This is a genomic window from Curtobacterium poinsettiae (genome assembly GCF_025677645.1).
Taxonomy (GTDB): Bacteria; Actinomycetota; Actinomycetes; order Actinomycetales; family Microbacteriaceae; genus Curtobacterium; species Curtobacterium poinsettiae_A.
In genome coordinates this window covers 1,378,615-1,402,298 of record NZ_CP106879.1, presented here as the reverse complement: position 1 = coordinate 1,402,298, position 23,684 = coordinate 1,378,615, and the positions used below count along the sequence as shown (strand labels likewise).

At 71.6% G+C, this 23,684-nt stretch carries 22 protein-coding genes; 11 read left to right on the top strand and 11 right to left on the bottom strand.

Annotated elements, in window-relative coordinates; all coding sequences use genetic code 11:
• Nucleotides 1-171: 171 nt before the first annotated feature.
• Both OE229_RS06905 and OE229_RS06900 read right to left on the bottom strand, forming a co-directional pair.
• Nucleotides 172-918: a DUF6264 family protein gene (locus OE229_RS06905; protein WP_262137134.1), complete on the bottom strand. Its 747-nt coding sequence runs from the start codon at nt 916-918 to the stop codon at nt 172-174.
• Entirely contained in the window at nt 915-1,979 is a 1,065-nt protein-coding gene (locus OE229_RS06900; RefSeq protein ID WP_371830610.1) for a 4-hydroxy-3-methylbut-2-enyl diphosphate reductase, read from the bottom strand. Before OE229_RS06900 ends, OE229_RS06905 begins: the two co-directional genes overlap by 4 nt.
• A 126-nt stretch (nt 1,980-2,105) precedes the next feature.
• Here OE229_RS06900 and xseA point away from each other — a divergent pair, with 126 nt between their 5' ends.
• From xseA to OE229_RS06875, 5 genes are all read left to right on the top strand, one after another.
• Complete coding sequence (gene xseA, locus OE229_RS06895) at nt 2,106-3,341, top strand: exodeoxyribonuclease VII large subunit (protein ID WP_262137133.1); 1,236 nt, start codon at nt 2,106-2,108, stop codon at nt 3,339-3,341.
• A gap of 71 nt (nt 3,342-3,412) precedes the next feature.
• On the top strand, nt 3,413-3,658 hold the full coding sequence (locus OE229_RS06890) for an exodeoxyribonuclease VII small subunit (RefSeq protein WP_017886728.1): 246 nt from the start codon (nt 3,413-3,415) through the stop codon (nt 3,656-3,658).
• Nucleotides 3,655-4,290, top strand: coding sequence for a DUF4245 domain-containing protein (locus tag OE229_RS06885; RefSeq protein WP_262137132.1), 636 nt, complete (start codon nt 3,655-3,657; stop codon nt 4,288-4,290). Before OE229_RS06890 ends, OE229_RS06885 begins: the two co-directional genes overlap by 4 nt.
• 56 nt (nt 4,291-4,346) lie before the next feature.
• Nucleotides 4,347-4,961, top strand: coding sequence for a carbonic anhydrase (locus OE229_RS06880; RefSeq protein WP_262137130.1), 615 nt, complete (start codon nt 4,347-4,349; stop codon nt 4,959-4,961).
• A gap of 97 nt (nt 4,962-5,058) precedes the next feature.
• Complete coding sequence (locus OE229_RS06875) at nt 5,059-6,477, top strand: class II fumarate hydratase (RefSeq protein WP_259362746.1); 1,419 nt, start codon at nt 5,059-5,061, stop codon at nt 6,475-6,477.
• 93 nt (nt 6,478-6,570) lie between these two features.
• Here the strand turns inward: OE229_RS06875 and OE229_RS06870 are convergent, their stop codons facing one another.
• From OE229_RS06870 to OE229_RS06860, 3 genes are all read right to left on the bottom strand, one after another.
• Nucleotides 6,571-7,932 carry a PhoH family protein gene (locus tag OE229_RS06870; protein ID WP_182067150.1) on the bottom strand — a complete coding sequence of 454 codons (1,362 nt, stop codon included), beginning with the start codon at nt 7,930-7,932 and terminating at the stop codon, nt 6,571-6,573.
• A 335-nt stretch (nt 7,933-8,267) separates the two neighbouring features.
• Nucleotides 8,268-9,377, bottom strand: coding sequence for an aminotransferase class V-fold PLP-dependent enzyme (locus OE229_RS06865; RefSeq protein WP_110860697.1), 1,110 nt, complete (start codon nt 9,375-9,377; stop codon nt 8,268-8,270).
• Between the two features lie 123 nt (nt 9,378-9,500).
• Nucleotides 9,501-10,286 (bottom strand): isoprenyl transferase, encoded by a 786-nt coding sequence (locus OE229_RS06860; protein ID WP_259362993.1) that lies wholly within the window; start codon nt 10,284-10,286, stop codon nt 9,501-9,503.
• Nucleotides 10,287-10,382: 96 nt separating this feature from the next.
• Here OE229_RS06860 and trhA point away from each other — a divergent pair, with 96 nt between their 5' ends.
• On the top strand, nt 10,383-11,093 hold the full coding sequence (gene trhA / locus OE229_RS06855; RefSeq protein ID WP_247737514.1) for a PAQR family membrane homeostasis protein TrhA: 711 nt from the start codon (nt 10,383-10,385) through the stop codon (nt 11,091-11,093).
• A 201-nt stretch (nt 11,094-11,294) separates the two neighbouring features.
• Here trhA and OE229_RS06850 read toward each other — a convergent pair whose 3' ends face one another.
• Nucleotides 11,295-11,585, bottom strand: a complete 291-nt coding sequence (locus OE229_RS06850) for a hypothetical protein (RefSeq protein WP_262137126.1) — start codon at nt 11,583-11,585, stop codon at nt 11,295-11,297.
• Nucleotides 11,582-12,472: a mycothiol conjugate amidase Mca gene (mca, locus tag OE229_RS06845; RefSeq protein WP_209133642.1), complete on the bottom strand. Its 891-nt coding sequence runs from the start codon at nt 12,470-12,472 to the stop codon at nt 11,582-11,584. The genes OE229_RS06850 and mca overlap by 4 nt, the downstream gene beginning before the upstream one ends.
• Nucleotides 12,473-12,491: 19 nt before the next feature.
• On the opposite strand from mca, the gene OE229_RS06840 reads away from it, so the two are divergent.
• On the top strand, nt 12,492-12,983 hold the full coding sequence (locus tag OE229_RS06840; RefSeq protein WP_017886738.1) for a DUF4307 domain-containing protein: 492 nt from the start codon (nt 12,492-12,494) through the stop codon (nt 12,981-12,983).
• A gap of 71 nt (nt 12,984-13,054) precedes the next feature.
• A complete protein-coding gene (gene greA / locus OE229_RS06835) occupies nt 13,055-13,543 on the top strand; it encodes a transcription elongation factor GreA (protein WP_182067140.1) in 489 nt (162 codons plus the stop codon).
• Between the two features lie 132 nt (nt 13,544-13,675).
• Here the strand turns inward: greA and ilvA are convergent, their stop codons facing one another.
• Entirely contained in the window at nt 13,676-14,935 is a 1,260-nt protein-coding gene (ilvA, locus tag OE229_RS06830; protein ID WP_209133644.1) for a threonine ammonia-lyase, read from the bottom strand.
• Nucleotides 14,936-14,983: 48 nt separating this feature from the next.
• Complete coding sequence (locus OE229_RS06825; protein WP_051596497.1) at nt 14,984-16,243, bottom strand: AI-2E family transporter; 1,260 nt, start codon at nt 16,241-16,243, stop codon at nt 14,984-14,986.
• Between the two features lie 93 nt (nt 16,244-16,336).
• On the opposite strand from OE229_RS06825, the gene OE229_RS06820 reads away from it, so the two are divergent.
• Nucleotides 16,337-17,620, top strand: coding sequence for a winged helix-turn-helix domain-containing protein (locus tag OE229_RS06820; RefSeq protein WP_262137123.1), 1,284 nt, complete (start codon nt 16,337-16,339; stop codon nt 17,618-17,620).
• Between the two features lie 4 nt (nt 17,621-17,624).
• Here OE229_RS06820 and OE229_RS06815 read toward each other — a convergent pair whose 3' ends face one another.
• Both OE229_RS06815 and OE229_RS06810 read right to left on the bottom strand, forming a co-directional pair.
• Nucleotides 17,625-18,527, bottom strand: coding sequence for a M48 family metalloprotease (locus OE229_RS06815; RefSeq protein ID WP_182067134.1), 903 nt, complete (start codon nt 18,525-18,527; stop codon nt 17,625-17,627).
• A 19-nt stretch (nt 18,528-18,546) separates the two neighbouring features.
• Nucleotides 18,547-19,128: a LemA family protein gene (locus tag OE229_RS06810; RefSeq protein ID WP_262137120.1), complete on the bottom strand. Its 582-nt coding sequence runs from the start codon at nt 19,126-19,128 to the stop codon at nt 18,547-18,549.
• A gap of 224 nt (nt 19,129-19,352) precedes the next feature.
• Here OE229_RS06810 and OE229_RS06805 point away from each other — a divergent pair, with 224 nt between their 5' ends.
• Complete coding sequence (locus OE229_RS06805) at nt 19,353-21,728, top strand: Ig-like domain-containing protein (protein ID WP_262137119.1); 2,376 nt, start codon at nt 19,353-19,355, stop codon at nt 21,726-21,728.
• A 209-nt stretch (nt 21,729-21,937) separates the two neighbouring features.
• On the top strand, nt 21,938-23,653 hold the full coding sequence (locus OE229_RS06800) for a class I adenylate-forming enzyme family protein (RefSeq protein ID WP_262137118.1): 1,716 nt from the start codon (nt 21,938-21,940) through the stop codon (nt 23,651-23,653).
• Nucleotides 23,654-23,684: the final 31 nt, after the last annotated feature.

Below are 23,684 nucleotides of genomic sequence, written 5' to 3'. Positions count from 1 at the left end.
GCTGGCTGGGGTGATCACGACTCCCCGCACGCGCAGGGCCGAGGGGTCACGAAGTGTCGGTCGAGTCGGTGCCAGACGACACTTCGTGACCACTCGACGGCGGGGCCGCGGCGTGTTGCGACCACTCGGCGCGCGGAGGCCGGCGGCGCGAACAACCCCGCGGTCAGGCGGTCAGGCGCCGGACTGGCGCAGCATGAAGTCGACGAATGCCTGGTCCTGCATGACCACGACGACGAACGCGATCGTGCTGATCGCCGTGGCGACGACGGCTCCGACCAGCGGCACCCAGAACGTCCGCCTCCGTGCCCGGAGCCGGCGGATGGACCACCAGGCAACCAGGGCGAACACGACCACGTTGGTGATCGCGGCGATGGCGGCCGCCGTGCTCAGGGCACTCGGGTCGTTCAGCGCCGTGTACTGGGTCTCGAGGGTGCGCCGCACGGTGGAGGCGACCTCGCCCACCGAGAGGGACTGCACCACGGAGACCAGTCCGAAGGCGAGCAGCCCGACGGTGAGCACGAAGTCAACCGGTGTGCGACCGAACCGGCTGCGGACCATCGACCGCTGCGCCCCGGCAGGGACTGCACCGGAGCGAGCATCCGTACCAGTGCGGTCGCCGCCGGAGCGGTCGCGAGGAGCAGCGTCGCGCACGCCGGTGGCGGGGGCCTGGTCCTGCCGCTCCCGTGCCTGACGCTCCCGCTCCTGGCGTTCCTGCTCGATGAGGACCGGGTTCACCCAGCCCTCGGGCGCGTACTCGCCGTACCCGGGGGCGGGACGGCCCTGGGGCCGACCGCTCGCGGGACCGGCGGCCGCCGTCGGGGACGCACCCCGGGCCTCCTGGCCGGCACCAGCACCGGCGTCACCGTGGTCCGCCGGGTCGCGACGCGGGACCGAGGACCAGCCGTCCGAGCCGCTCATGCCCGACGCCCGCCGAGCGCGCGCGTCGGGTTGCCCGAGGCGTCGGTGCGGAGCTCCTTGGGGAGCGAGAACATCAGGTCCTCGTGTGCGGTGACGACCTCTTCGACGGCGGCGTAGCCGGCGTCGGCGAGTTGTTCGAGCACCTCGGCCACGAGTTCTTCCGGCACGGACGCACCGCTCGTCACGCCGACCGTCTCGACACCGTCGAGCCACTCCTGCTGGATCTCCTCCGCGTAGTCGACACGGTGAGCGGCGCGGGCACCGTGCTCGAGCGCGACCTCGACCAGGCGGACGCTGTTCGACGAGTTCGCCGAGCCGACGACGATCACCAGGTCGGCACCGGGCGCGACCTTCTTGATCGCGACCTGGCGGTTCTGCGTGGCGTAGCAGATGTCGTCCGACGGGGGGTCCTGGATGGCCGGGAACTTCTCGCGCAGCAGCCGCACGGTCTCCATCGTCTCGTCGACGCTGAGCGTGGTCTGCGACAGCCAGACGAGGTTGTCCGGATCGGAGACGGACAGTGCGGCGACGTCGTCGGGGCCGTTCACCAGGATCGTGCGGTCCGGGGCGTGCCCCATCGTGCCCTCGACCTCTTCGTGGCCGGCGTGGCCGATCAGGATGATGGTGCGCTCGGCCTTGGCGAACCGGGTGGCTTCGCGGTGGACCTTGGTGACGAGGGGGCAGGTGGCGTCGATGGCGTGCAGGTCGCGTTCGGCGGCGCCCGCGACGACGGCCGGCGACACACCGTGCGCGCTGAAGACGACGTGCGAGCCCCGGGGGACCTCTGCCACGTCGTCGACGAAGACGGCACCGCGCTGCTCGAGCGTCGACACCACGTGCACGTTGTGGACGATCTGCTTGCGGACGTAGACGGGCTCGCCGTACTGCTCCAACGCCTTCTCGACCGCCACGACCGCGCGGTCCACCCCGGCGCAGTAACCACGGGGGGCCGCGAGCAGCACCTTCTTGGGGCCGGCGACCGGTTCGTCACGCAGTCTGCCCCGTGCCGCGTGCACACGCGGCGGGGCGAGCGGGACCGTGTGGCCGTTGGTGATCGTCACGTCCCCGATGATAGGTGAGCGGCACGCACGCGACCTGGGCGCGTGGAGTGCCTGTGGAGAACACGACGTCCGTCCCCTGTCACCGGTCTCGGGCACGATGGACGTCCCAGCAGGACGAGGAGCGACATGGCGATCGAACAGGGCCCGCCGACGGCCGACAACCCGTGGCCCGTGGCGCTCCTCGGCGCGAAGCTCCGCGACTGGATCGACCGGCTCGGCACCGCCTGGGTCGAGGGCGAGATCACGCAGTGGAACGTCGCCGGGGGCAACGTGTACGGCAAGCTCAAGGACGTCGAGGTGGACGCCACCGTGTCGTTCTCCATCTGGTCGAGCGTGCGCTCCCGGGTGCCGGCGGACATCAAGCAGGGCGACCGGGTCGTCGCCGCGCTCAAGCCGAACTACTGGGTCAAGGGCGGCTCACTGACGATGCAGGTCGTCGAGATGAAGCACGTCGGGCTCGGTGACCTGCTCGAACGCCTCGAGCGCCTCCGCCGCACCCTCGCCGAGGAAGGGCTGTTCGACCGGTCCCGCAAGCAGCGTCTGCCCTTCCTGCCGCACCGCATCGGCCTGATCACCGGCAAGGACTCCGACGCCGAGAAGGACGTCAAGCGCAACGCGCAGCTGCGGTGGCCCCATGTGGAGTTCCGCACCGTGCACACGGCGGTGCAGGGCGAACGGACCATGGGCGAGGTCACGGCGGCGATCCTCGAGCTCGACGCCGACCCCGAGGTCGACGTCATCATCATCGCCCGTGGCGGCGGCGACTTCCAGAACCTGCTCGGCTTCAGCGACGAAGGGCTCGTCCGTGCCGCGGCCGCTGCGTCGACCCCGATCGTCTCGGCGATCGGGCACGAAGCCGATCGCCCGATCCTCGACGAGGTCGCCGACCTGCGCGCCTCGACCCCCACGGACGCCGCGAAGCGGGTCGTGCCCGACGTTGCCGAGGAGCTCGCCAACGTCCGGGCGGCCCGCGCCCGACTCGGGCTCCGGCTCTCGCACACGCTGTCGGTCGAGGCCGACCGGCTCGCCGCGCTGCGGTCGCGCCCGGCTCTGGCGTCGACCGCGTGGCTCGTCGACACCCGTGCGGAAGAGGTCGCCCGCGACCTGTCCCGCGCCCGCGAACTGCTCGACCGCCGGCTCGAGCGCGGGCACTCCGAGGTCGGGCACCTGACCGCTCGGCTCCGGGCACTCTCACCGCGCGACACCCTGCGCCGCGGGTACGCCATCGTGCAGCGGGCCGACGGGGGCGTCGTCCGCGGCACGGACGACCTGTCCGGAGCGACGCCGGTGCACGTCACGCTCGGCGCCGGCACGGCCACGGGCACGCTCGAACCGGACGGCCCCGGCCCGGACGGCTCCTGACCACCACGGGTGTTCTCCACAGCCTGGGTCCGAGCGGCGGATCGTCGGTGGACGCTCGGTAGGATCGACCCGTGCCATCCCAGCAGGAACCCGAGCAGACCGACGTCCAGTCGCTGAGCTACGAAGCTGCCCGCGACGAACTCGTGCGCGTCGTGAGCGAGCTCGAACAGGGCTCCGCGACCCTCGAGCGTTCGCTGGCGCTCTGGGAGCGGGGCGAAGCCCTCGCCGCCCGGTGCGAAGAGTGGCTCGTCGGCGCCCGTGCACGGCTCGACGCGGCCCGTGCCGCCAGCGACGCCCAGGACGGCTCCGGGCGATGACCGACCCCACCGGCCGCCCGATCGTCGCCGAGCTCGGTCGCCCCGAGACGGCAGAGGAGACCTGGGCTCGCAAGGACGCCGCCCGGACCGCCCGCCGTCAGCACCAGACCGCGTTCAACCTGGTCATCGCGCTCATCGCCTCACTCGGCATCGTGCTGTTCCTGGTGGCGGTCGTCGTCCGGCCCGACACCACCGTGGACCGCACCGTCGACTACCAGCAGATCGCGGCGAAGGCGAACGTCGACGACGTCACCCTGGTCGCGCCGCCGCTGCCGAACGGCTACAGCGCCAACCGCGCGGACTTCGCGAGCAAGACCACCGACGGCGTGGACGTCTGGACCGTCGGCTTCGTGACGCCGGACAAGCAGTACCTCGGTGTGCAGCAGGGCATCGACGCCAACGCCTCGTGGGTGTCGAACCAGCTCGACCAGCGGCCGTCCACCGGTGACCGCACGATCGGTGACACGGAGTGGACCGTCTACGACCGCCGCGCCGAGGGCACCGACGCCGGCAACCACGCCTACTCACTCGTCTCGACGTTCGGCAAGAACACGATCGTGCTCTCCGGAACCGCCGACGACAAGGCCTTCCGGACCGTCGCGACCGCCGTCTCCCGAGAACTGACCGAGTAGACGACGGGCACCGCCCCGTCAGTCACCACCCCGTCCCACCCGAACCGAGGAGCCCCATGCCCGACCGCGCCGCCTCCACCCCGTCCGACGCCCTGCGCCTGCTCGTCGACGGCAACGCACGATTCGCCGCCGACAAGCGCCGGATGGGCCGCGTGGACCCGGACCGCCGCACCGAGCTCGAAGGATCGCAGTCGCCGTTCGCGACCGTCCTCGGCTGCTCGGACTCGCGGGTGCCGTTCGAGCACGTCTTCGACGCCGGCATCGGTGACCTGTTCGCCATCCGCAACGCCGGCCAGATCGTCGACGACGTCGTGCTCGGCTCGATCGAGTTCGCGGTCGTCGCCCTGGGCACGCCCCTGGTCGTCGTGCTCCGGCACACCCGGTGCGGTGCCGTCGCGGCAGCGCGCTCCGGTGAGCCCGTCCCCGCCCCGCACCTGCAGGCCCTCGTCGATGCGATCGCCCCGAGCGTCGAGAAGGTCCGGCTCACCGACGCCGAGCTCCCGCAGGAAGCCGTCGGCGCCGCACACCTCGAAGCCACCCTCCGCCAGGTGATCGAGCGCTCCGGCGCGGTCTCCGACGCCGTGGCCAAGGGTAGATTGGCGGTCGTCGGGGCGACGTACGACCTCGCCACCGGAGAAGTCACCATCGACACCGTCGTCGGCCAGGTCTGACCCACCCGACCCCGACGACCGCCCCGGCGACCCCGGGGCGCAGGCACGGGCCGGCGCGACCGCGACCGGCGAGCACCCCAGGAAGGACCACGACGACGTGACCGACACCACTGCGAACGACACCGCTGCGACCGAGTTCCGCATCGAGCACGACACGATGGGCGAGGTACGGGTGCCGAAGTCGGCGCTCTACCGTGCCCAGACCCAGCGCGCCGTCGAGAACTTCCCCATCTCGGGCACCGGGCTCGAGTCGGCGCAGATCGTGGCGCTCGCACGGATCAAGCGTGCGGCGGCCGTCGTGAACGGTGCACTCGGCATCGTCGAACCCGCCGTCGCCGACGCCATCGCGGGCGCGGCCGACCTGATCATCGGCGGGCAGCACCACGACCAGTTCCCGGTCGACGTCTACCAGACCGGCAGCGGCACGTCGTCGAACATGAACATGAACGAGGTGCTCGCGACACTGGCGTCCGACATCGCGGGCTCGGCGGTGCACCCGAACGACCACGTCAACGCCTCGCAGTCGTCGAACGACGTCTTCCCCACCTCCGTGCACGTCGCCGTGACCGAGGCGCTCCTCCGCACCCTCGTGCCCGCCCTCGAGCACCTCGCCGAGTCCCTCGAAGCGAAGGCCACGCTCTGGGCCGACGCCGTGAAGTCCGGCCGGACGCACCTGATGGACGCCACGCCCGTCACCCTCGGGCAGGAGTTCGGCGGCTACGCACGCCAGATCCGCCTGGGCATCGAGCGTGTGCAGGCGACGCTGCCCCGCGTCGCCGAGGTCCCGCTCGGCGGCACCGCGGTCGGGACCGGTATCAACACCCCGAAGGGCTTCCCGCAGCGGGTCATCGCCCAGCTCGCGAGCGACACCGACCTGCCGATCACCGAGGCCGTCGACCACTTCGAGGCGCAGGGGGCGCGTGACGCCCTGGTCGAGGCCTCCGGTGCGCTCAAGGTGCTCGCCGTCAGCCTGACGAAGATCAACAACGACCTGCGCTGGATGGGCTCCGGTCCGAACACCGGCCTGGGCGAGCTGCACATCCCCGACCTGCAGCCCGGCTCCTCGATCATGCCCGGCAAGGTGAACCCGGTGATCCCCGAGGCCACCCTGATGGTCGGCGCCCGGGTCATCGGCAACGACGCCACCATCGCCTGGGCCGGTGCCTCGGGTGCGTTCGAGCTCAACGTCGCCATCCCGGTGATGGGCACGGCGCTGCTCGAGTCGATCCGGCTGCTGGCGAACAGCTCGCGGGTGCTCGCGGACAAGACCATCGACGGGCTGCAGGCGAACCTCGAGCGTGCTCGCGCGTTCGCGGAGTCCTCGCCGTCGATCGTCACCCCGCTCAACCGGGTCATCGGCTACGAGGCAGCGGCGAAGGTCGCGAAGTACGCCGTCGCCGAGGGCATCACCGTGCGCGACGCCGTCGTGGCCCTCGGCCACGTCGAGCGCGGCGAGGTCACCGAGGCACAGCTCGACGAGGCGCTCGACGTCCTCAGCATGACCCACCCGAACTAGCGGGACGCTCCTGACGCACCCCCACGACGGACGGGAGGCCCGGTGCCAGCTGGCACCGGGCCTCCCCTCAGTCAGGAGCCGGCTCGACCCGCCTCACGCCAGGTCCGGCGAGTCCAGCAGGTCGGTGACCAGGGCGGCGATCGCGGAGCGTTCGGAACGCGTCAGCGTGACGTGCGCGAACAGCGGGTGCCCCTTGAGCCGCTCGATGACCGACGCGATCCCGTCGTGCCGACCGACCCGCAGGTTGTCGCGCTGCGCGACGTCGTGGGTGAGCACCACCCGCGAGTTCTGACCGATGCGGGAGAGCATCGTGAGCAGCACGTTCCGTTCGAGCGACTGCGCCTCGTCGACGATCACGAAGGCGTCGTGCAGGGAGCGGCCGCGGATGTGCGTCAGGGGCAGCACCTCGATCAGGCCGCGCTCGACCACTTCGTCGAGCACGTTGTCCGACACCACCGAACCGAGGGTGTCGTAGACGGCCTGCGCCCACGGGTTCATCTTCTCGCCGGCATCGCCGGGCAGGAAGCCGAGGTCCTGCCCACCCACGGCGTACAGCGGCCGGAACACCATGATCTTCTTGTGCTGCTGCCGTTCGAGCACCGCCTCGAGTCCGGCGCACAGGGCGAGCGCCGACTTGCCGGTGCCGGCGCTGCCGCCGAGCGAGACGATGCCGATCTCGGAGTCGAGCAGGGCGTCGATGGCGAGCCGCTGCTCGGCCGAGCGTCCGCGGAGTCCGAAGACCTCGCGGTCGCCGCGCACCAGGGCGACGGCTCCGGCGACGTGCACGCGACCGAGGGCCGATCCGCGCTCCGAGTGGATGACGACCCCGGTGTTCACCGGGACCCCGTCGAGCTTCGCGGAGCGGATCTCCTCCTTCTCGTACAGGTCGGACATCTGCTCGCCCGAGACCTGCAGGTCGGCGATGCCGGTGTAGCCCGAGTCGACCGCGAGTTCGGCGCGGTACTCCTCGGCCGCCATGCCGATCGACGACGCCTTGACCCGGAGCGGCAGGTCCTTCGACACGACGACGACGTCGAGTCCGTCGTTCTTCAGGTTCGACGCGACGGCGAGGATGCGCGAGTCGTTGTCGCCGAGCTGCAGGCCCGACGGCAGGACGGACTGGTTGGAGTGGTTCAGTTCGACGCGGAACGAGCCGCCGTCGCCGATCGCGATCGGGAAGTCGAGCCGCTCGTGCTCGATGCGCAGTTCGTCGAGCAGCCGGAGGGCCTGCCGGGCGAAGTACCCGATCTCCGGGTCGTTGCGCTTCGACTCGAGTTCGCTGACGACCACCACGGGCAGGACCACGGCGTGCTCGGCGAAGCGGAACAAGGCCCGCGGATCGCTGAGGAGCACCGATGTGTCGAGCACGTACGTGCGCTGGGCGACCGATGTGGACGAGTCCGCGGTGTGCTGCTGCTGTGCTCCGCGAGAGACGTTCTGAGAGGTCACGACCACTCCATCCCCGGGCCGCGACGGGCCCGGTCCTGTCCTCGAACGCGGCCACGGAGCGGATCCCGAAGCACCGACTGTGGCCGCTTCGATCGGGCGCGGTGCCCGATGGGGACAACGTACGTCCGGCCCCCGACACCCCGCCAGCGACACGCGGTTTCCGGAGTTACGGTCGCGTGAACAACGCGAGCGTGGCTCGCGCAGCCGCGCACGCCGGTGACGCCGAGTGGTCACGAACTGTCGGCTGCGACGGTGCCAGCCGACAGGTGGTGACCACCCGGCGGACGCGAGCGGGGTGTCGTGACCGCTCGCCTGCCCCGGACGGGCGGCACGAGACGCTGCTACTGCATCGTGGCGTACGAGACGCAGGCGTCGCGGAACATGTCCAGGGTCTCGTCGGTGGTCGACGGGAACACGGACACCCGCGCGACCCCGAGCCGCGTGGTCGCGGTGACGCCGTGGTTGTGCATCGCGGCGGACAGGGCCGTCACGCGACCCTGCGTCGGCCGGAGCACGACGATGCCGGCGCGCTCGGCCGGGTCGCGGCTGGACTCGACCTCGAGCCCGAACTCGTCCGCGATCGCGAACACGCGCTCGACGCGGTCGGTGACACGCTCCTGCACGGCGGCGACGCCGACCGCGGTGAGGCGCTCGAGCGACACCGCGAGCCGGGCCTGCGCGACCGGGTCGATGCGGGACATCTGGAAGCCGGCGGCCCCCGGACGCACCGCCGGGACCTCGGTGGGCCAGCCGGAGGTGCCGTGCGGACCGGACAGTGCCGGACGGATCCGGTTCAGGGCGCGATCGCTGAACGCCACGAAGCCGGTGCCCCACCCGGCGTGCAGCCACTTCTGCCCGCCGGTGGCGACGACGTCGGCGACCTCGTACGGGGCGTCGACGACGCCGAAGCCCTGGATCGCGTCGACGATGAGCAGGCGGTCGCCGATGACCTCGCGGATGGCGGCGAGGTCGGTCAGGTAGCCGGTGCGCCAGTCGACCAGGGACACCGCGACGGCGGTCACCTCGTCGGTCAGGCGCTCACGGATCAGCTCGGGGGTCACCCAGCCGGCACCCGACTCGATGACGACGGGCTGCACCCGTCCGCCGGTGGCCGAGGCCGCGCTGGCCAGCGCGAGCGGCAGCGACGGGTACTCGTCGGCGGACACGAGCACGCCACCGGTCAGGCCGAAGGCGGTGTGCAGCAAGCCGGGGGTCGTCGCGGCCTGCGAGACGACCTGGTCCTCGCGGCGGCCGACCAGGCGGGCGGCGACGGTGCGGACGCGGGCGTCCTGCTCGTCGAGGGTCTCCATCGCGCCGAAGCGCATGTGTGCCTGGATCGTGCCGAGCACACGCTGCTCCTCGAGCACGGCGGTCTGCACGGGGCCGAACGCAGCGTGGTCGAGGTAACCGGGGTCTTCGGAGAAGCCGGCGGCGTACTCGTCGATGTTCACAGGTGGTGCACCTTTCACAGGGTCGAACCCTGAGAGCCTACTGGGACGCGGCTCCGCCGCCGAACCCGGTGCGGCAGGTGGCTGGTCGCTGGTGGTTCGGTAGCCGGCCGCGCCCGACCGTGCTCAGCCGCCGAACCGACGCGACCGGAGTCCGAAGTCGCGGACCGCCCGGAGGAAATCGACCTCGCGCAGGTCCGGGTAGAACGCCTCGACGAAGTAGAACTCGCTGTGCGCGCTCTGCCACAGCATGAAGTCGGACAGCCGCTGCTCGCCCGAAGTCCGGATCACCAGGTCGGGGTCGGGCTGGCCCTGCGTGTACAGGTGGTCGCCGATGAGCTCCGGCGTCAGGACCTCTGCCAGGGTGTCGATGGTGCCGCCGCCCGCGCCGTGCGCCTGCACGATGCTGCGCATGGCGTCCGCGATCTCACGCCGACCGCCGTACCCGACGGCGAGGTTGACGTGCAGCCCCGTGCGTCCGGCGGTGCGCTGCTCGGCCCGTTCGAGCGCGGTCACCAGGTTGTCCGGCAGCCCCTCGTTCGAGCCGACGTGCTGCACGCGCCAGTCACGGTTGTCGGCCAGGACCCCGGCGAGGTCGGCGATGATCCCGACGAGTTCCTCGAGCTCTTCGCCGCCACGACCCGTCAGGTTGTCGGCGGACAGCAGGTAGAGCGTCACGACCTCGATGCCGAGGTCGTCGCACCACGTCAGGAACTCCGGGATCTTCGCGGCGCCGGCACGGTGACCGTGTGCGGCGGACTCGAGCCCGAGCTGCTTCGCCCAGCGGCGGTTGCCGTCCACGATCATGGCGACGTGCTTGGGCTTCGCTGCACCGTCGAGCTGGCGGCGGATCCGGCGCTGGTAGGCGCGGTAGAGGATCCCTCGCCCTGTCCATCCCGCCGTCCCGGTCACGCACCGAGCGTAGTGCACCACCGACACACGCTCCCTGAGGCTCCCGCTCTCCGGACACGTGGCTGTCGTTCGGGGTCAGGCCCTATGGTCGGGACCATGCAGGACGAGCACGAGACCGGAACACTCCCCCACGTCCCGTTCACGGAAGAAGCGTCGGCGACCACGACCGCCGAACCCCGTCCGGCCTGGCGTGGCTGGATCCACCTCGGCGCGTTCCCGTTCGCGATCGCGATGGGGGTCGTCCTGATCACCCTCGCCGACAGCACCGCGGCGAAGGTCGGCAGCGCCGTGTTCATGGCGACGTCGTTGGCGATGTTCGGCGTCTCCGCGACCTACCACCGGTTCCCGTGGGGGCCGAAGGTGAAGGCCGTACTGAAGCGCATCGACCACACCAACATCCTGCTGCTCATCGCCGGCACCTACACGCCCGTCGCGATCTGCGCCCTGCCGCACACGCTCATGGTCGTCGTGCTCTGGGTGATGTGGTCGGGCGCCGCGCTCGGCATCGCGTTCCGGGTGCTCTGGATCAACGCGCCCCGCTGGCTGTACGTGCCGATCTACCTGGTGCTCGGGTGCGCTGCCCTCGGGCTGCTGCCGCAGTTCTTCGCGGCGAGCGTCCCGATGACCGTGCTCATCCTGTCCGGTGGCGTCGCGTACATCATCGGCGCGCTGGTCTACGGCTTCAAGCGCCCGAACCCGGTGCCGACCCAGTTCGGGTTCCACGAGGTGTTCCACGCCCTGACCGTGGTGGCCTTCGGTGCGCAGTGGGTCGGCGTGCTCATCGTCGCGCTGGACCCGGTGCGCTGACCGTCGCACCTTCCTTCCCAGAACGGGTGCGATGCCTGGTGGTCCCGGGCGTCCTCACCAGGAACTTCTGACCAGGTACGCCCGGTTCAACCAGGTACGCCCGGTTCGACCCGGTACGTCCGGTTCCGGTCGGCGCGCACGAGGCGGACGGGAGGCCCGTGGCGGTCGCGCCACGGGCCTCCCGTCCGCTTCGGAGTCGCGTCAGCCGCGCTCGGTGTCGTCGCCGACGTCGGCCCGGCCGCCCTCGGCCGCGCGCCACTCCGGCTCGTCCGTCGCGGTGCCGTTCGCCTCGGCCTCGAGCCGCTCGCGCACCTCGGCGCGGTAGCGGGTCCGACGGATGCGTCGGGTCATGTCCACCACGAGCAGGATCGTCACGATCGCGACGAGTGCGATCGCGATGAACCCGACGACACCCGGGGTGACGTCGACGTCGGGGACGACCGAGGGGCTGGGACTGGGGGTGGCGGCGAGTGCCGCCGCGATGGTGCTCACGAGGTCGGTTCCTTGTCGGCTGGGATCCCGGCGAACAGGTCGGTCTCCGGGAGCTCGGTCGGCACGCGTGCCTCCACGAGCTGGTAGTCCTCGGTCGGCCACACCGTCGCGAGGAGGTCGTTCGGCCAGTAGAAGAAGGCGCTGTCCGGTGCGACCTGGCTGGCGTGCGCGCGGAGTGCGGCGTCACGCTGGTCGAAGTACTCGTGCACGTCGACGTGGGTGGTGGCGAGGTCGGGCCGGTCGGCGAACCGCTCGACCCACTCGCGCAGCTGCTCGACGGCGGGGCTGTCCGGGTCGCGCTCCTGCAGGGCCTCGAAGATCGTGCTGAAGCGTCGCGGGTTCATCGTGCGCTCGTAGTAGAGCTTCGCGATCGACCACGGGGCACCGGCGGACGGGTACGCCGACGGGTCGGCGGCAGCGGACCACGCGGCCATCGACACCTCGTGCGTGCGGATGTGGTCGGGGTGCGGGTAGCCGCCGTTCTCGTCGTAAGTGACGAGCACGTGCGGGCGGAACCGGCGGATCACGCGGACGAGGGCCTCGGTGCTGTACTCGAGCGGCACCGTGGAGAACGTGCCCTGCCGGACCGTCTCGCCCTTCTCGGCGTCGGGCAACCCCGAGTCGTGGTAGCCGAGCCACACGTGGTCGATGCCGAGCGCCTGCTGCGCCGCGGCCATCTCGGTGCGGCGGTACCCCGCCATGTCACGGTGCGCACGGCTCGTCGCCGGCTCGCCGAGCTGGTCGTTCAGGATGTCGCCGGCCTCGCCACCGGTGCAGGACACGACGAGCACCTGGTGCCCGTCGGCCACGTACTTCGCGGCGGTCGCGGCACCCTTGCTCGACTCGTCGTCGGGGTGGGCGTGGACGGCCAGCAGACGGTAGGGCACGTGGGGTTCCTCACTGCGGGTGAGCGGCGTCGGACGCGGGCAGCGCACAGCATCGCGTGAACTACCCTGGGATCAGGATATCCACCCCGGGAGCCCCGAACTGTCCGAACAGCACCAGACCGCCACCCTCGACGAGCGCTACGGCCGCACCCCGGCCCGCAAGCGCCGCAGCCGCCTCTTCGCGATCGTCGCGGCCATCGCGGTCGTCGTGGTCTTCGGTGCGTGGGTGATCTGGGCCGGGCTCGACCAGTCCGACCGCGGCCTCGACCAGGACGTCATCGGGTACGAGGTCCTGTCCGAGCACAGCACCGTCGTCCACTCGCAGGTGTCCGTCGACCCGGGCGTCGAGGCGAAGTGCGCCGTGCAGGTCCTCGACAAGAGCTACTCGATCGTGGGCTGGAAGGAGATCACCGTCCCGGCGTCCGAACAGCGCAGCCGGAGCATCTCCACGCAGGTCACCACGACGACGCGGGGCGTGACCGGCTTGATCCACGACTGCTGGATTCCCTAGACTGTCCTGATTCGCCTCTCGAGACCGACCACTCGGCCGGTCTCGTTTTTTCATGGTCGAAGGGACAGAACATGAGCAACGACACGCAGGTCACCTGGCTGACCCAGGAGGCGCACGACCGTCTCAAGGCGGAGCTCGACGAGCTGAGCGGCGAGGGCCGTGCCGAGATCGCGCGCCGCATCGAGGCGGCTCGCGAGGAAGGTGACCTCAAGGAGAACGGCGGCTACCACGCCGCGAAGGACGAGCAGGGCAAGATCGAGGCCCGCATCCGCGTCCTCACCGAGCTCCTCAAGCACGCCACCGTCAGCGAAGCCGAGTTCGACGGCACCGTCGAGCCGGGTACCGTCGTCACGGCGGTCATCGCCGGCGACGAGTCCACCTTCCTGGTCGGCAGCCGCGAGATCGTCGCCGAGGGCTCCGACCTGACGGTCTACAGCCCCGTCAGCCCCGTCGGGGCGGCCATCGTCGGCCTCAAGGCCGGCGACGAGGCCACCTACACGGCGCCGAACGGCAAGGAGATCGCCGTCGAGGTCGTCAAGATCGAGCGCTACGAGCCGTAGACCCGGCCCACTGCAGACGGGAGGCCCGTGGCGACGCCGCCACGGGCCTCCTGTCTGTCCGCTGGTCCCGCCCAGGACGCGCACCGCGCGTCCGACGGCCCACGCGTCGAACGACTCGTGGATCGTCGCGGACTAGTGCTCGAGGAGTTCCGGGCGGAAGCCGACCTCGTGCAGGCGCTGGATGACCTCCTGCGCGTGCTCGGGGCCGCGTGCCTCGATCGACAGGTCCAGCGCGACCTCGTTGATGACCAGGCCCTGTCCGTGGCGGGTGTGCAGCACCTCGACCACGTTCGCACCGGCATCCGAGATGACCTGGGCGACCCGGGCGAGCTGACCCGGGCGGTCCGGCAGCATGATGCGGATGCCGATGTAGCGCGAGGCCGCGACGAGCCCACGGGTGATCACGCGCTCCATCATGAGCGGGTCGATGTTGCCGCCGCTCAGCAGCACCACGGTGCGGCCGGTGTCGCGGACGGCACCGGACATGATCGCGGCGACGCCGACGGCCCCCGCTGCCTCGACCACGAGCTTGGCGCGCTCGAGCAGGACGAGCAGTGCGCGGGCGGTGTCGTCGTCCGAGACGGTGACGATGTCGTCGACCAGGTCGCGGATGATCGGGAAGTTCAGGTCGCCGGGGCGTGCCACCGCGATGCCGTCGGAGATGGTCGGCTTCGTGGTGATGGTGACGGGCTCGCCGGCGGTGATCGAGGACGGGTAGGCCGCGGCGTTCTCGGCCTGCACACCGATGACCCGGATCGGCCGTCCGAGGCGCTCGGCCATGCCCTTGACGGCGAGTGCGATACCGGAGATGACGCCGCCGCCACCGATCGGCACCACGACGGTGTCGACGTCCGGCACCTGGTCGATGATCTCGAGGCCGAGCGTGCCCTGCCCGGCGATCACGGCCGGGTGGTCGAACGGCGGGATGAACACGGCGCCGGTGTGGGCGGCGAAGTCCTTCGCGGCGCTCAACGCCTCTTCCACGGAGTGGCCCCGCAGCACGACGTCGGCGCCGTAGTGGCGGGTGGCCTGCAGCTTGGGCAGTGCGACTCCGACCGGCGTGAAGATCGTCGCGGGGATGCCGAGCTCGCGCGCGGCGAGGGCGACGCCCTGTGCGTGGTTGCCGGCGCTCGCGGCCACGACGCCCTTGGCTCGCTGCTCCGCGGACAGGGTCGAGAGGCGGTTGTAGGCACCGCGCACCTTGTAGGCACCCGTGCGCTGCAGGTTCTCGCACTTCAGGTGGACGGGGGACCCGAGCAGCTCGGCGAGGAACTGCGACGTCTCCATCGGGGTGACGCGTGCGACACCCTTGATGGTCTCGCGCGCCGTCTCGATGTCCGCGAGGGTCGGGATCGCGGTGAGCGTGTGCGGAGAGGCGCTGGTGTCGGTCACTCCCCCATCATCGTCGCTCCCGGCCCCCGCGGCGAACTCGTGTGACGCTCAGTTGGTGCTGGCGGTGTCTTCTTCGGCCGAGGGACCCGAGTCGACGCCCGGTGCCGGCACGTCGTCGCCGACCTTGTGCCGACGGCGTCGGAGCAACTGGATCTGCCCGTGCTGCCCGCGCTTCGGCGTCGCTTCGAGGACGTGGTCGGAGTCGAGCCGCCGCCAGCGTCCGCTCGCGATGGTGGTGACCATGGCGTTCAGCGTCGCGATCAGCGGGACAGCGAAGAACGCGCCGGCGATGCCGGCGAGACCGGAGGCCGCGGTGACGCCGAGGACGACCGCCAGGGGGTGGACCTTGACCGCGTTGCCCATGACGAGCGGCTGCAGGATGTGTCCCTCGATCTGCTGGACCAGCAGCACGACCCCGAGCACCAGGACAGCCGCGAGGGGACCGTTGAAGATCAGCGCGACGAACACCGCGAGGAAGCCGGTGACGATGGCACCGACGACCGGGATGAAGGCGCCGAGGAACACGAAGGCGGCGATCGGGATGACCAGCGGCATGCCGCCGAAGAAGAGCCCGACGATGAAGGACCCCAGGCCGATGCCGACCGCGTCGACGAACGCGACGAAGATCTGCACGCGGATGAAGCTCGTCAGGGTGATCCAACCGGCGACACCGGCGCCGTCCACCGCTGCGCGGGCCTTCTTCGGGAACAGCCGGACGGACCAGCGCCAGACGTTCTTGCCGTCGATCAGCAGGAAGATCGTGGTGAACAGGATGATGAAGAGCGCCTCGAAGGCATGCGTGGCACCCGAACCCGCGCTGGCGACCCCGGACAGGATCGACGCGGAGTTGTCCTGCAGCCACTTCGTGCCGTCGTCGAGCCAGCCGTTCACGTCGGACTGGCTGATGCCGAACCCGGAGCTCAGGACGAAGTCCTTGATGTTCGCGTACTGGTCGACCGTCCGGTCACGCAGGGACGGGTAGGACGCGATGATCTGGTCGACGACGAGCCAGATCAGGCCGCCGAGTGCCGCGATGCCGCCGAGCAGGCTCATCACGACGGCGAGCCACTTGGGCACGTGGTGCCGCTGCAGCCAGTTCGAGATCGGCACGAGGAGCGCCGAGACCACGATGCCGACCAGGAACGGGATGAGGATCTCGCTGAAGACCGTGACGAGCCAGATGAAGACGGCGATCACGCCCACGACGACGAGCGCCCGCCACGACCACGCACCGGCGATGCGCACGCCGACCGGGACGGATTCCTCGACCACGGGGTCGGGGTGTGTCTGCTTGCTTCCCCATGCCATGGGCCCGAGTGTAGCGATGTGCTTCGCGTCAGGTGCCAGATGCGGCATACGTTCGTGGACCCTCATGTCGGCGGGGTTCGGTAGCGTCACGGCATGCCCAGGTCGACGCTCTCCGCCGCCGAGGCCCGCCGGGTCGCACTCGCCGCACAGGGGTTCGGACGACCACCCGCCGAGCCGGTCTCGACGCGTGCCCTGAACGCCGCGTTCGGCCGGCTCGGGCTGTTGCAGATCGACTCCGTGAACGTGTTCGAGCGCAGCCACTACCTGCCGCTCTTCGCCCGGCTCGGGGCCTACGACCGGTCGACGCTCGACCGGCTGACGCTCGGACGCTCGGGCCCGTACACCGAGTACTGGGCGCACGAGGCGGCGTTCATCCCCCGCGACGACCTGCGGCTCTTCCGGTGGCGGATGGACGCCCTGCGGGAGCGTGACGCCGGCCCGACCCGGGTCGACGGTGTCACCCGGACCGCTGCCGTCCGGCGCGAACTGCACGCGCTGCTCCGGGCCGAGGGGCCGATGCGGGCGAGCGCCGTGGAGCACGAGTCGAACGTTCGGCGCGGCCCCTGGTGGGGGTGGAGCGACGTGAAGCTCGGGCTCGAGCAGATGTTCCGCTGGGGCGAGGCGGTGAGTGCCGGACGAGCCGGTTTCGAGCGGGTGTACGCCCTGCCGGAGCAGGTGCTGCCCGCAGGCTTCCTCGAGACCGCCCCACCGCGTGCCGACGCCGTGCGCGAACTCGTGCGCCAGGCCGCACGGGCGCTCGGCATCGGCACCCGAGCGGACATCGCGGACTACTACCGGCTGCGCTCCGACGACACGGCCACCGCGATCGCCGAGCTCACCGACGCCGGCGAGCTCCTGCCGGTTCGGGTCGAGGGGTGGGGCGAGCGGGCCTGGCTGCACGCGGGCGCTCGGGTCCCCCGGCAGATGACCGCGGACGCGGTGCTGAGCCCCTTCGACCCGGTCGTCTGGTTCCGGCGACGGGCCGAGCGGATGTACGGCTTCCACTACCGGATCGAGATCTACACGCCGGCCCCGAAGCGGGTGTTCGGCTACTACGTGCTGCCGGTGCTGCAGGACGACCGGCTCGTCGGCCGGATCGACCTGAAGAGCGACCGGCAGCGCGGCGTGCTCCGCGTCCGGACCGCCTGGCAGGAGCCGGGCGAGCACCTGGACCCCGAGCGTCTCGCCGACACACTGCGACGGACCGCGAGCTGGCAGGGCCTCGGCGCGATCGAGGTGACCGATCGCGGTACCGCTGCTGCGGCCGTCGCCGGGTCGCTCGGAGTGCCCCTGGTGCCGCACGAGTCCGCTGACGACGCGGACGCCCCGGAACCGGTCGAGACGGCCGACGACACGGCCGCCGACCGCGTCTTCTGATCCGTCAGAACCGGTCGGCGTTCGCCCGCAACCGCGCGATGCGGTCGGGCAGCGGTGGGTGGGTCGAGAACAGCCGGTCCATCACGCCGGGGCGCATCGGGTCGGCGATCCACAGGTGCGCCATCGAGGAGTTCTGCGTCTGCATCGGTCGGCCGTACGCACCGAGCTTCTCGAGGGCCCGCGCCAGGCCCTCCGGGTGCCGGGTCGTCATCGCCCCCGTCGCGTCCGCCAGGTACTCGCGCTGCCGGGACACCGCCGCCTGGACGCCGGCCGCGGCGATCGGGGCCACGATGACGGCGACGATCCCGGCGATGAGCAGCACCGGGTTGGCGCTGCCGCCGTTGTCCGAGTTGCGGTTCCGCCCGCCGGACAGGCCGCTGAAGATCGAGATGCGGAGCAGGACGTCGGCGATGAGGCCGACGGCCACGACGAGACCGAAGACCATCGTGGACACCCGGATGTCGTAGTTCCGGACGTGTCCGAGCTCGTGCGCCATCACGCCCTGCAGCTCCTGGTCGTCCATGAGCTCGAGCAACCCCGTCGTCGCCGCCACCACCGCGTGCTCGGGGTCGCGCCCGGTGGCGAAGGCGTTCGGCGAGGGGTCGGGGATGACGAACACCCGGGGCATCGGCATGCCGGTCGCGATGGCGAGGTTCTCGACGGTCCGCCACAGCCGTGGTTCGGAGACGCGGTCGATCTCGACCCCACCGGCGATCGCGGTGGCCTGCCGTGCCGCCAGGAAGTACTGCACCACCGCGTACCCGAGGGCGACCACGAGGACGATGAAGCCGATCGAGACGTTGCCGGCGAGGTACCCGCCGAGGAACCCGAGCGCGCCGATGATCAGCAGGAACACCAGGACGATGACCACGGTGTTGCGCTTGTTCCGCGCGATGGCGCTGTACACGTCGGATCCGACGCTGGGGTCAGAACTGGACGCGCGGCGGCTCGGCGATGGCCGCCGGCTCGTTCGTCTCGAAGAACGGCGCCTCGGAGAAGCCGCGGTTCTTCGCGAACGCGGAGTTCGGGAACACCCGGATCTTCGTGTTCAGCTCACGCACGCCACCGTTGTAGAAGCGGCGGGCCGCCTGGATCTTGTCCTCCGTGTCGACGAGTTCGGACTGCAACTGCAGGAAGTTCTGGCTCGACTGCAGCTGCGGGTACCCCTCGGCCACCGCGAACACGCTCTTCAGCGCCTTCTGCATGTGCCCCTCGGCGGTGGAGGCCGTGTCGGCGTCACCGGCGGACAGGGTCTCGGCGCGGGCCTTCGTCACGTCGTCGAAGACCGCCTTCTCGTGCGTGGCGTACCCCTTGACCGTGTCCACGATGGTGGGGATGAGGTCGGCGCGGCGCTTCAGTTGCACCGAGATGTCGCTCCAGGCCTCGTCGACCCGGACCTTGAGCGTGACGAGGGAGTTGTACGTCACCCAGAGGTAGATCCCGATGATCACCAGGACGACCACCACCACTCCGACGACGATGAGCGTCGTGACGAGTCCGGTGTCCATGCGGGCGTACTCCTTTGCGCGTCGGGATCCGCGGTGCTGCGTTGGCCTGAACGGCCATCGTGAAGTCTATCGACGCGCTGAGCATGCTCCGTTCCGTGAGCAGTGTTCACGGCCGATTCCCGAGTCACGCACACCGGGTTCCCGGACTGCGGCCCGATACCGAACCTCATCCGCGAGGTGTATTGACCGGACGCCCGAGATCCCGTGGGATGGGTCCGGTGAACATGAGCGGGGAGAACGTGGACGAGGGGGCCGTCGGGGGCGACGGCCCTCGTCGTCGTCCCCGCTTCGCCCTGCTCGCAGCGGCGACGACGGTCCTCGTCGCCGGTCTGCTCGGCGCCGCCGTCGCCCCGGCCGTCGCGGTCGCCGCGGACGGCACGTCGGTGGAGGCTGCCGCTGCGGACGCCCCGGCAGTCCCCGTCGCCCGGGCAGCCGCCACTCCCACTGCGACCCCCGAGCCGAGCGAGATCGCTCCGCCGAGTCCCGGCCGGCCGGGCGCTCCGACGCCCACCCCCACGCGTCCCGCCGTCCGGCCCACCATCGCCGACCCGGGTGACGTCACGACGGGGACGACGCGCTTCCACGGCACCGGCACCCCCGGGCACACCGTCCGGGTGACCGGCCCGGCCGCGACGGGTCCGTCCGGGTGCACGACCCGGGTGGACCCGAACGGTTCCTGGGCCTGCCTCGGCACCGTCCGCTCGGGCCCGCAACAGGTCTTCACGGTGCGCGACCTCGTCGCCGCGCTGCCCGTCGCGAGTGCACCGGCCTCGGACGTCATCGTCCCGCCGACACTGGCGGCCGCCGGGCCCACCGGCGGCACGGTCTCCGGGACGGGGTACCCCGGATCGACGGTGCTGCTGTCGGTGACCGGGTCGTCGGCCCAGCAGACCGCCCGGGTCGGTGCGGACGGCCGGTGGGTGGCCGCCCTCGGGTCGCTCGCCGACGGCCGGTTCACCGTCACCGCGTCGCAGACCGCCAGCACGGCGCGCGGCTACCGGTCGGACCTGCGGAGCGCGGCATCCGCTCCCGTGACGGTCACGGTCGACCGCACGGCGCCCGCCGCCCCGCGCATCGCGACGCCGGACGACGGCGAACGGATCGGCACCCGCTCGACGACGGTGGCCGGGACCGGTGAGCCGGGCGCCCGCGTGACCGTGTACGTCGACCGTGCGCCGGTGTGCGGCGTGGTGGTCGCGTCGGACGCCTCGTGGTCGTGCTCCACCGCGGGGTCGACGCTGCGCGCCGGTGTGCACCAGCTCACCGCGACGCAGCACGACGTCGCGGGCAACTACTCCCGGTCGTCGGCCGCCGTCCGTGTCACGGCGTGGTCGACCACCACGGCCCCGACCGCCACACCGACCCCGGGCGCCACCGACACCCCGGGGACGCCGGGCGCGTCGACGCCGGGGTCCGGCACGACGACGGGCACCCCCGGCGCGACCGGCCACGGTGGCACCAGCAACGGCAGCGGCAACGGCAACGGCACGAACGCCGCGGGTCACGGGGGCGACGGCGGCAACAGCGACGAAGCCGGCGGCGCAGCAGGCAACGGCACCGGCACCGGCAGCGCCCCGGTCGGCGCCGGCAGCGCCGGAGGCCACCCCGACTGGTCCGGCCCCGCGGGCGACTGGACCGCGGCGACGACGTACGACCGCACCGTCCCGACCATCCAGGCCGCGTTCTCGTGGCGGACCGTCCTGGTCGCCACCGCCGTCGCCGCCGGGTTCCTCGTGCTGGTCGCCGCGCCGCTCGCCCTCGTGGCCGCGGTCACCCGGGGCCGCCTCCGCTCGCCGTTCGCCGGGCTGCTCGGACGCAACCGCTCGCGGTCGGACCGCTCCCGCGGCGACGACGTCCTGCCGACCTGGGCGTCGATCACCGTCGCGGTGTCCGTCGCGGCGCTGTGCACCCTGCTCGGGGTCGGCGTCGAGCTCGAGGCCCGCTACGCCCGTCTGGCGATCGCCGTCCTCGCCGGTACCGGCGTCCTGACCGCCGCCGTCGTGTTCGCCACGCGGTGGGCAGCCGGCAGCGACCACCGCACGGTCGGGTTCCGGGTGTCGCCCTGGCTCGTGCTCGGAGCCCTCGTGGCGTGCGGCGTCACCCGCGCGGCGGACCTGTCCCCCGCACTCATCGTCGGGGTCGTCCTCGTGCCGTCCGTCCGCCCCGGACTCGGGACCGGCCCGCTCCGCCTCGGCACCGGGATCGCGACGAGCGCCCGGGATGCGACCTGGCGGGTGCTGGCGCTGCTCGGACTCGCCGCGGCCGGCTGGGTGCTGCACAGCCTGCTCGCGGGCGGTGGTTTCTGGGTGTCGCTCGGGTCGGAGTTCGCCATCACACTGTGCGTCGGCGGCCTCGGTGCCGTGGTCGCGACCCTGCTGCCCGTCACGGGGTCCGCCGGCAGCGCGCTGCTCGCCGCCTCGCGCGCTCGGTACGTCGCGCTCGCGGTGGTCGCCGTCGCGCTGACCACCGCGGTCTACTCGGGGACGACCGGCACGCACGCCGCACCGGCCCTGCTCGTCGGGATCGCCGCGGCCTGCGTGGCGGCCGCGATCGCGGCCCTGGTCTGGCTGCGCACCGGCCGGCGCGCGGCCCGCGTCTGAGCGGAGCCGAGCCTCCCGAGCGGCGCTCCGCACCGGCCGTGGGACAGGAACCGCACATCGGACCCGGTTCGCGGACGGCGGGATAGTGTGACGAGCGGTGCACGTCGCACCGCACGGAGCACCTTCGCCGTCGCGCGCGGCCGACCACGCCGCACCGGACCAGCGGGGCAGCGGCGCCTCGTGACCGGTGCCCGCGCAGGACACTCAGCGTGCACCGCACGACCGCGGCAGGAGCGATGATGACCGACACCCGACCCGACACCGGCACCCCCACGCGGTCCGACTACGACGCGACGCGCTTCCGCGAGGTGTTCGAGGGCAGCTTCACCTACGCGAACGGCTTCGTCCGCAACACCCACCGCTTCGCCGGCCGACTCGCTCTGCGCGAGCCGGAGTCGGACCGCTCGTGGACCTACGCCGAGCTCGGCGACGTCGTCGACCGGATCGCCGGGTGGCTCGTCCGGCACGGTGGCGGACGGGGTTCGGTCGTGATGGTCGAGCTGTTCAACACACCCGAGTTCGCGATGCTCTACCTGGCCTGCCACCGCATCGGCGCGGTGTTCTCGCCGACGAACTTCCGGCTCGCCCCCGACGAGGTCGCGTTCATCATCGAGGACTCCGCACCCGCCGTCCTGGTGCACGACACCGAGCGGACGACTGCCATCGCCGCCGCGCTCGGGTCGTCGCCGCACCGGCCGGACCAGGTCGTCCCGGTCGGCGGCGACCACGACCGGTTCGCCGAGCTGCTCGCGTCCGAGCCCCTCTCACCGGACGAGCTCGCGACGATCGGTCCGCGCAGCACCTACGACGAGTCCACCCGGCTCTACACCTCGGGCACCACCGGTCGGCCGAAGCCGGTGCCGCTGCCGAGCCTGGTCGAGGTGCTCAGCGCGCACGACGTGGTCATGCACTTCCCGCTCAGTCCGTTCGACAAGACGCTCAACATGTCGCCGCTGTTCCACCGCGGCGGCCTGTACTCGGGCGGCCCGAACCCGGTGTTCTACGTCGGCGCGGAACTCACGACCCTGCGCCACTTCGACGCCGACCGGGTGCTCGACCTGGTCGAGTCCGAACGCCTGACGTTCCTGATCGGCGCTCCGCCGAACCTGGTGCAGCTCGCCGACGCGCAGGAACGTCAGGCGCGGGACCTGTCGAGTCTGAACGGCATCGTCACGATGGGCGCACCGCTCGACCGCGCCGCGGCCCTGCGCTACCAGGAGCTGCTGTCGCCGCGGATCTTCAACGGCTACGGCACCACCGAGACCTTCTGGAACACGTTCCTCCGGCCAGAGGACTTCCCGGACGGCGCCGGTTCGACCGGTCGCGCATCGACGGACGACGACGTCGCCGTCGTCCGCGTGCACGAGGACCGTCTGGCAGACCCGACCGACACGGTGGCGAAGGACGGCGCCGAGATCGGCGAGTTCGCCGTGCGGACCGTGAAGTCCGGCTACTCGTACCGGAACCCCGGGCTCGAGGCCGAGAAGTTCGCGAACGGCTGGTTCTACCCCGGCGACCTCGCCACGTGGGACGAACACGAGCGGGTGACGATCGTGGGCCGCAAGGACGACATGGTCATCTCCGGCGGCGAGAACGTGCACCCCGTCCAGGTCGAGGCGGTGCTGCAGGAGCACCCCGGGGTCGCCGACTCCATCGTGGTGGGCGTGCCGGACCCGCGGTGGGGCGAGGTCGTCACGGCGTACGTCGTCCGTGCCGGCGATCGGCTGCCGGCCGACGACGCCGAGGCAGCCGCCGTGCTCGAGGAGTGGACCGGATCCCATCCGGGCCTCGCCCGGTACAAGCGCCCGCGGCGGTACCGCTTCGTCACGGACGTCCCCTACAACGCCACCGGCAAGAAGGTGCACTACCTGGCGAAGGACACGGCCGCGGCGGACCAGGCAGCCGGCCGGCTGATCGAGCCGTAGCGGGCCCGGTACCCGACCGGTGACGGACTGG